We start from the raw sequence: 7,133 nt of genomic DNA on the forward strand, positions 1-7,133 counted from the left end.
GTCGAATCCCTCTACCTCTGCCACCTAAAAAGCACCGACTTATATCGGTGCTTTTTTTATACAAGTATCACTCGATACACTGGCTTATTGGTGGTTTTTTGTGTTTATGAGTAAGAACACTTATTAGTCGTTTTTGGCGACAAATTGGCTTGGCCCAGTCGTATTAGGCTGATGACTAAAACAGAGTTCATAAGTGAAGGCGGTGGTATGCTTGGTGTCTTCTCCGCTTGTATGTTTATATTCCACTTCAACAATCACTCGTTGGTAGCCCGCGCCTTCAAATTGATCGATCTGCGCTAATCTCGTTGAAAGATCGTCAGCTTTAAATAACCAGCCTTTTACTCTGTCCTTTGCGTTATCACTTAACTCGATCCCTGGGTGCCCTGCTGCCGATCCCCAGCCACGGTCGGTGCGTATTGCTTGTATGCTGGCTTTGTGCCAGCTCCCTTTCATATCAGCGAGCAGGTGGTGGTTCTCTTCGTCTGGACAAAGAGTACCGTAAACAAATAGATTATTGAGCATAGGCGTCGCTCCATGAATACACCTTGTTATCATTGCTTTTCTATCCTATCTCTGACATCAAGTGTGCGGCAAGTGATAAGGTGTGTTTATCACTTGTATTTAGGCATTAACGATCGCAAAATCGGCGCCCGATGTAGGGGCAACCTATACTTTCAGTGGTGAGCTTTATGGTGGTAATTAAGTAATGAAACGACGTATTGGCAAGGTAGTGGCCTGGGGAAGCGCCATTTTAGTCCCAACGGCCATAGTGGGTGTCAATGGTTACTTTACTGTCCCCGATGGGTCACAGTTACACACTGTCTCTGGTATTTATCGCCAATGTGTTGATTATACCCATTCATTACCGCTGGATGAACAAGGCCATTTCTCTTTGCTGGTTTGGAACATTTACAAACAGCAGCGGCCACAATGGGATACAGCATTGACGCAGTATCGAGATCCGCATCGTCTTATGCTATTACAGGAAGCGAGTTTTGGCCCTCAACTCGCGCGCTGGATTACACAGTCATCACTTCATTATGATCAAGCCTATGCGTTTGCGATGCAAGATGCGGTCGCTGGGGTTATGAATCTTTCTCAGGTTAATCCTCTCCATAGCTGCGCTTATACAGCGGTAGAGCCCTATTTACGCTTGCCCAAAAGTGCACTGTACAGTGAGTATCAGCTTTCCAATGGTCAGCGACTGGCTGTGGTCAATATTCATAGCATTAACTTCACTTACGCGATGGCGGCTTATAAAAAGCAATTAGCAGCGCTTGAGCAAGCCTTGTTACGTGTTGATGGACCGATTATCTTGGCAGGGGATTTTAATACGTGGTCGCAACGGCGATTAGAAGCAGTCAGAGCGATGGTGTCGCGTTTGTCTTTACAAGAAATGCATTTTCAACCGGACCAGCGGATGACTAAGTTTGGGCTGCCTTTGGATCATATATTCTATCGCGGATTGACCGTGGAGCAGGCCAGTGCGATTGATAATGGTGCCTCCGATCATGCGGCGATGGAGGCACAACTTAAGGTGCTAGGGTGAGCGCTCGTCGCGTGTGATGCATTAACCCATAGCTGTAATGGATTAACTCACAGCAATGATGATCGCCCAGCCACCGAAAACAGCTACCCAGGGGAGAGTGGCGACAACAATGGCTTTACCTTGATTTAATGGTGTCCAGGTACCAATAGCGGTAATACTGAGGACCCAGTACCATGGTAGGAGCAAGGGTAAACTGGCTGCCCAGGCTGTCCAGGGTGATGTCAGCGGTAGCTTGAGCAGGCCATTCAGACTATTGAGATCAGCATGAGCCGGAAGGATAAAGCTCGGTGCGAGTGTCATATTGGTATAGCTTGCTAAATCACCAATGACTGCCGGCAGGAAAATAAAGCAGGATGCCGCTAACCAGTGACGATAGCCAAAGTTAGGTGCCTCTTGCTTGGTGGATAACCGGAACCAAAGGGCTAAGGCAAAAATTACCGCGGCACGACCAAACCAATCTCCCAATACTTCAGAGGCTAGGAGTGTTTCTCGTTGTAACCACTTTTCCGCTTCTGCTTGAGGCATGGACAGCTGTTGAGCCAGTGCTTGCTGAAGGGTTGATACATCCGTGTGATCAAAATAAGCACTCCAAAACGCAATCGCGCTCAAGCACATTAGTAAATAAGCAACCCAGCCCCACGCTGGTCGTTGACTTAGTGCGGCGAAACACGCACTTGGTCGGAGTACGGTGTCACGTAAGGCATAAAATGGATTGGTTGAGGCTTGCATCATGAGCCACTACTCCGTGAAATATCAATATGAAGTGTCAACTGTTGTCCCGGTTGGATATATGCGTTCTGGCGCAGTTGGTTCCATTTGATTAAATCTGACACGGATACCTTATATCGATGTGCAATCGTGCTCAGTGAATCACCTTGGCGAATACGGTAGGTGATTGTGCGAATACGTTGTGCATTGTTTTCTTTATCCCACACAACGAGCTGTTGACCAATGCTTAAGGTGTCGCGAGGACTCATGCCGTTCCACTTCGCGAGTTGGCGATAATCCACGTCATAACGACGCGCAATCGTCCAAAAACTATCTCCCTGACGTACTGTGTGAGTACGCTTATAACCATCACGCTCGGCAGCCTGCAAGGCGGCCAACCGTTGAGGAGCACTTAGCGTGTATTGAGACTCATCTTTGAGCGATACCGGGATCATTAAGCGTTGACCCACACGAATGCGTGATGAGCGTAACTGATTCGCGCGTTTGAGTACTTTTACCGTGGTATTATACTGGTCTGCTATCTCACTTAGGCTATCGCCCGACTTAACCGCATAGCGTTCGACACGAAGTCCCTGATTCTTATTTTTCGCGAGCTCGGTATTGAAGCGCGCCACCTTATCATTCGGCAGTAAAAGGTGAGTTGGGCCCGATGGAGACGTTGCCCAGTGATTATAGGCTGGATTAAGGCTTTGCAGTTCTGACACAGTCAAACCCGCATAGTTAGCTGCTAACGCGAGATCCATTTGCATACCCGGATCGACCATGGTTAACACTGGCTGGTTAGGGATTTCAGGGAGATCTAAACCGTATTTGTTTTTATTGCGCAGCACGTCACCCAGTGCGATGAGTTTGGGCACATAACTGCTGGTCTCTTTAGGAAGATCAAGGTGCCAGAAATCGGTCGGTTTTCCGCGCTGCTCGTTACGTCGGATCGCTCTTGATAAGTGCCAGCTCGAGTGGCATATTACGAGCTTCTACTTTTTCAACAATAAGGTGTAAAAAGGGCGTCGCGCGCTCAGTCACGGTTGCGAGGTGATTAGGGTAGTTTAAATACCAATTTCGATACCGCCTCACCGATGCATTATTTGGGACAGGCAAGGAGAGTTGCATACTGATCCGCTGCCAAACATCCTCTTGTTTTTGCGGTGAGAGTACCGTGGGTTGGTTAGGTACCGCTTTCTCTGGTGTTACTGCGGTCTCTGTGGGCGCAGATGAAGCCTTCTGGCCCGCAATAGGAGGCGCTTTGTGGGCGGTATCCGTGTCTTGAGTGTCACCCGTTGACTGACAGCCGCTCAGCAACAGTGTGCTCAATAAAACTAAACGGTACTTCATGGCATAAAAACCTTCGTCCAAAATAGCCGATGATGATAGGGGCTGGTCTCACTGATGACAAGAGACTCAGCTCAAAATTCGTCCTTCCACTGACGTAACGCGCGGAAAACTTCTAATTCAGTGTTATTTTGCGCACGCCCGCTGACCGCTTGAATTACGCTTGGCTCATGAATGCGCAAAAACGGATTGATACGTTTTTCGCGTCCAATGGTGCTCGGTAGTGTTTGTTTTTCCTGAGCGCGTAATCGGTTGACTTCTTCGCGATACAAATGGAGATCATCGTTTTCAGGTTCGACAGTGAGTGCGAAGGCAACATTGGCAGCGGTATACTCGTGGGCGCAATAGACCTCTGTTTCAATCGGCAAGGAGGCTAGCTTCTTAAGCGAATTTAGCGCTTGTGCTGCGGTGCCCCCAAGCAAGCGGCCACAGCCAGCAGAGAATAGCGCATCACCACAAAACAGCTTCCCATCGCCAACAAAAGCGATGTGATCATCAGTATGTCCTTCAACTCCGACCACTAAAAATCGATGATCGAAAACATCAATCTGATCGCCATCTCCCACTGCCATACTTAAGCGCGGGATAGGTTTGATCTCCGGTCCGATAACTTGGGCGCTGGGTGCGAAACGGACAAGCTCCTCAATACCATTCGTATGATCCCAGTGGTGATGTGTGATAAGAATACAAGACAGTGTCAACGTATTTGCTTTGAGATAGTCAATAACCTGACTTGCTTCACCGGGATCGACCACGGCGCATCGATTATCTTCACTAATAATGAGCCATATGTAATTATCGTTAAATGCAGGTATGCTTTTGACGTGAAGCATTGGGTTCTCCAGCGATAGAATGAGCCTTAATAATGAAACCAGCGCGCATTGAACATCAGTTTGACTATCCCTATACATGGGACCAGATTGCCTACGGTGATTGGGCGCGCACCCAATTGCAAACTCGGCTGGATGAGTGCCTGCCTACTTTATTCGGCTACCATTTGCTTAAATTAGGTGGATTAAGCTGCGAGCTAGTCAGTAAACAGTGTAACATTCAACACCAAGTCTGTGTCGATAAACACAATCCGATGCGTAACCTCACGGCTGCCCACTATGCCTTACCGTTTATCCAAAAGTCCTTTGATGTCTGTTTACTCGCACACCAACTTGATTATAGCGACGACCCGCACCGATTACTAAGAGAGGTCGATCGCGTGATGATTGACGATGGTTGTTTGATTCTTTCTGGCGTTAATCCAACCAGTCTCCTGGGGATGAAAAAGCTGATTAGAGGTCGACATCAGCGCCTACCTTGGGGAGGACGAATGTTTTCACCGCTGCGCGTCAAAGATTGGTTAAGTGTCATGAACTATGAAATCATTACCGCACATCAAATGGGTCTATGGCCAACACAACGCCCCAACGCTCGCCATGCGTGGGTTGAAAGTAGCGCCAGTATGATAACGCCCGCGTTAGGATCTATTTATCTTATTATGGCGCGAAAACGCAGTTATCCACTTAAACCGATTAAGCCCCGTTGGAAACTAAAGCAAGCGGTATCGCCGCTAGGGGGAGTTGTACCTAACGGCGGTTAGCGCACCATGCTTTTATGCAGGAGGCTGATAGCCTTCGTCTGTTTCGGTTGGTTGGTTAGCGGCTTGACGCGCGAGCTCATCACAACGTTCATTTTCAGGGTGACCGGCGTGGCCTTTTACCCAGTTCCACGTGATCTGGTGGTTGGCTGCCACCTGATCTAATTGCTGCCACAGGTCGGCATTTTTAACCGGCTTCTTATCCGCCGTTTTCCACTGGCGCTTTTTCCAGTTATGGATCCACTGGGTAATTCCTTGGCGAACGTATTGGCTGTCCGTGGTCAGAACCACTTCGCAGGAATCTTTTAACGCTTGTAACCCGACAATCGCGGCCATCAACTCCATGCGGTTGTTGGTGGTGAGGGTAAACCCAGCACTCAGCGTTTTTTCATGCTGCTTATAGCGCATTACCACACCATACCCCCCAGGACCTGGGTTACCGAGGCATGAACCATCTGTGAAAATTTCTACCTGCTTGGTCATCTTTGATACTATAGGCTATTCATCTGAGCCAAGTTTGACACAGTTATTGCCATGAAAGCGAATTACGATCGTCTCATCGTGTTAGATACCGAAACCACAGGTATGAACCGCGAAGGTGGGCCTCACTACCGAGGTCACAATATTATAGAAATCGGTGCCGTTGAGATTATCAATCGCAAACTCACCGGTCGGCACTTTCATGCCTATATCAAACCCACGCGCGCGATCGACCCTGAAGCGATTTCAGTGCATGGTATTACTGATGCATTTTTAGCAGATAAGCCTGCCTATACGCACGTGCATCAGGCCTTCGTCGACTTTATTCAAGGTGCTGAGTTGATTGCTCATAATGCGCCCTTTGATGTGGGGTTTATGGACCATGAGTTTAAAAACCTCGGGGTATCGGTGCGAACCAATGAGATTTGCACAGTCACAGATACCTTGGCAATGGCGAAGAAAATCTTCCCAGGCAAACGTAATAACTTGGATGTATTGTGTGATCGCTATGGCATTGATAACTCAAGGCGCACATTACACGGGGCTTTACTGGATGCGGAGATACTAGCTGACGTCTATCTGTTAATGACGGGTGGACAAACAGATTTATCCTTTAATGCAGGGACCGACACTGATAATGCAAGCCCAATGGCGCCGAGAACGGTTAAGCGTCAGAAATCGCTAAAGGTCATCCCTGCATCGGCCGATGAAATGAGTGCGCATGAAGCGCGGTTAGACTTTATTGAACAAAACGGCAGCTGTCTTTGGCGGCAGTAGGAGCAGGCATGAGAAAGCGGTGGTGGGCAGTTTGTTTTTGTTTCCCTTTATTGGCACACGCCAACGAGCAAGAAATCCGGCTGCTGGAAAACCGCTTTCGCGTTGACCCCACGATTGAGCGTGCTGCGTTTGTCATTTATCGAGAAAAACCCAGCATGCCCGTGGTCTTGGTTCGGCCTGACGGAAGCAAATATTATGCATGGCGGCATCCCGATAATGTCTCTTGGCATCAAGAGGCTGATATGGACATTGTATCGATTAGCGATCCGATGCCCGGGCCGTGGCAAGCCATTGGTCGCGTTAGCCCTGATAACAAAGTGAAAGTGCTGAGCGACTTGCGCATGAAAGTGGAAGATTTGCCCAGTCGGCTTTATCAAGGTGAAGCGATTAAATTCACCGCACGATTAATGTTAGGTGATGACCCCCTTAATCTGCGAGACTTTATTCGGCGTGTGGATCTCACCGTTAGTTTTTCTGAGTTTGTTGACGATCCTGCCTCGCTTAATCCTGACCAACGTCCTCAGCCAAAATCGCTCGGCCAGTTTAGTGATGATGGAACAGGGCTGGATGAAGCGCCTAATGATGGGATCTTTACTGTTTCGCTTCCTATTGATGTGATGCCAGGTAAGTATCGAGCACGTGTGACATCGGGAAATGGGATCTTCTTTCGTACCCTTGAGC

Annotated in this window: 8 protein-coding genes and 1 pseudogene; 4 read left to right on the forward strand and 5 right to left on the reverse strand. The window is 48.4% G+C overall.

The features are described from left to right. Positions 1-123 precede the first annotated feature (123 nt). Positions 124-522 carry a gamma-glutamylcyclotransferase family protein gene (locus tag BZG79_RS09305; protein WP_021024170.1) on the reverse strand — a complete coding sequence of 133 codons (399 nt, stop codon included), beginning with the start codon at positions 520-522 and terminating at the stop codon, positions 124-126. 184 nt (positions 523-706) lie between these two features. Here BZG79_RS09305 and BZG79_RS09310 point away from each other — a divergent pair, with 184 nt between their 5' ends. Then, positions 707-1,549 (forward strand): endonuclease/exonuclease/phosphatase family protein, encoded by an 843-nt coding sequence (locus BZG79_RS09310; RefSeq protein ID WP_077461649.1) that lies wholly within the window; start codon positions 707-709, stop codon positions 1,547-1,549. Positions 1,550-1,591: 42 nt separating this feature from the next. On the opposite strand, the gene BZG79_RS09315 is transcribed toward BZG79_RS09310, so the two are convergent. The 3 genes and pseudogenes from BZG79_RS09315 to gloB form a co-directional block, all read right to left on the reverse strand. Then, positions 1,592-2,281, reverse strand: coding sequence for a YIP1 family protein (locus BZG79_RS09315; protein WP_021024168.1), 690 nt, complete (start codon positions 2,279-2,281; stop codon positions 1,592-1,594). Next, positions 2,278-3,610 (reverse strand): annotated as a pseudogene (locus BZG79_RS09320) (LysM peptidoglycan-binding domain-containing protein). Before BZG79_RS09320 ends, BZG79_RS09315 begins: the two are co-directional and overlap by 4 nt. A gap of 71 nt (positions 3,611-3,681) precedes the next feature. Next, positions 3,682-4,440, reverse strand: coding sequence for a hydroxyacylglutathione hydrolase (gloB, locus tag BZG79_RS09325; protein WP_021024166.1), 759 nt, complete (start codon positions 4,438-4,440; stop codon positions 3,682-3,684). A gap of 32 nt (positions 4,441-4,472) precedes the next feature. Between gloB and BZG79_RS09330 the strand changes: the two genes are divergently transcribed. Then, positions 4,473-5,198 (forward strand): methyltransferase domain-containing protein, encoded by a 726-nt coding sequence (locus tag BZG79_RS09330; RefSeq protein WP_021024165.1) that lies wholly within the window; start codon positions 4,473-4,475, stop codon positions 5,196-5,198. Positions 5,199-5,210: 12 nt separating this feature from the next. Here the strand turns inward: BZG79_RS09330 and rnhA are convergent, their stop codons facing one another. Next, positions 5,211-5,678: a ribonuclease HI gene (gene rnhA / locus BZG79_RS09335; RefSeq protein WP_021024164.1), complete on the reverse strand. Its 468-nt coding sequence runs from the start codon at positions 5,676-5,678 to the stop codon at positions 5,211-5,213. 51 nt (positions 5,679-5,729) lie between these two features. On the opposite strand from rnhA, the gene dnaQ reads away from it, so the two are divergent. Together dnaQ and BZG79_RS09345 are read left to right on the forward strand one after the other, a co-directional pair. Next, positions 5,730-6,452: a DNA polymerase III subunit epsilon gene (gene dnaQ / locus BZG79_RS09340; RefSeq protein ID WP_021024163.1), complete on the forward strand. Its 723-nt coding sequence runs from the start codon at positions 5,730-5,732 to the stop codon at positions 6,450-6,452. A gap of 8 nt (positions 6,453-6,460) precedes the next feature. Next, positions 6,461-7,133, forward strand: a 673-nt coding sequence (locus BZG79_RS09345; protein WP_347336586.1) for a choice-of-anchor X domain-containing protein, incomplete at its 3' end; no start/stop codon positions are given.

The sequence above is a fragment of the Salinivibrio sp. MA427 genome (assembly GCF_001996115.1).
Lineage (GTDB): Bacteria > Pseudomonadota > Gammaproteobacteria > Enterobacterales > Vibrionaceae > Salinivibrio > Salinivibrio costicola.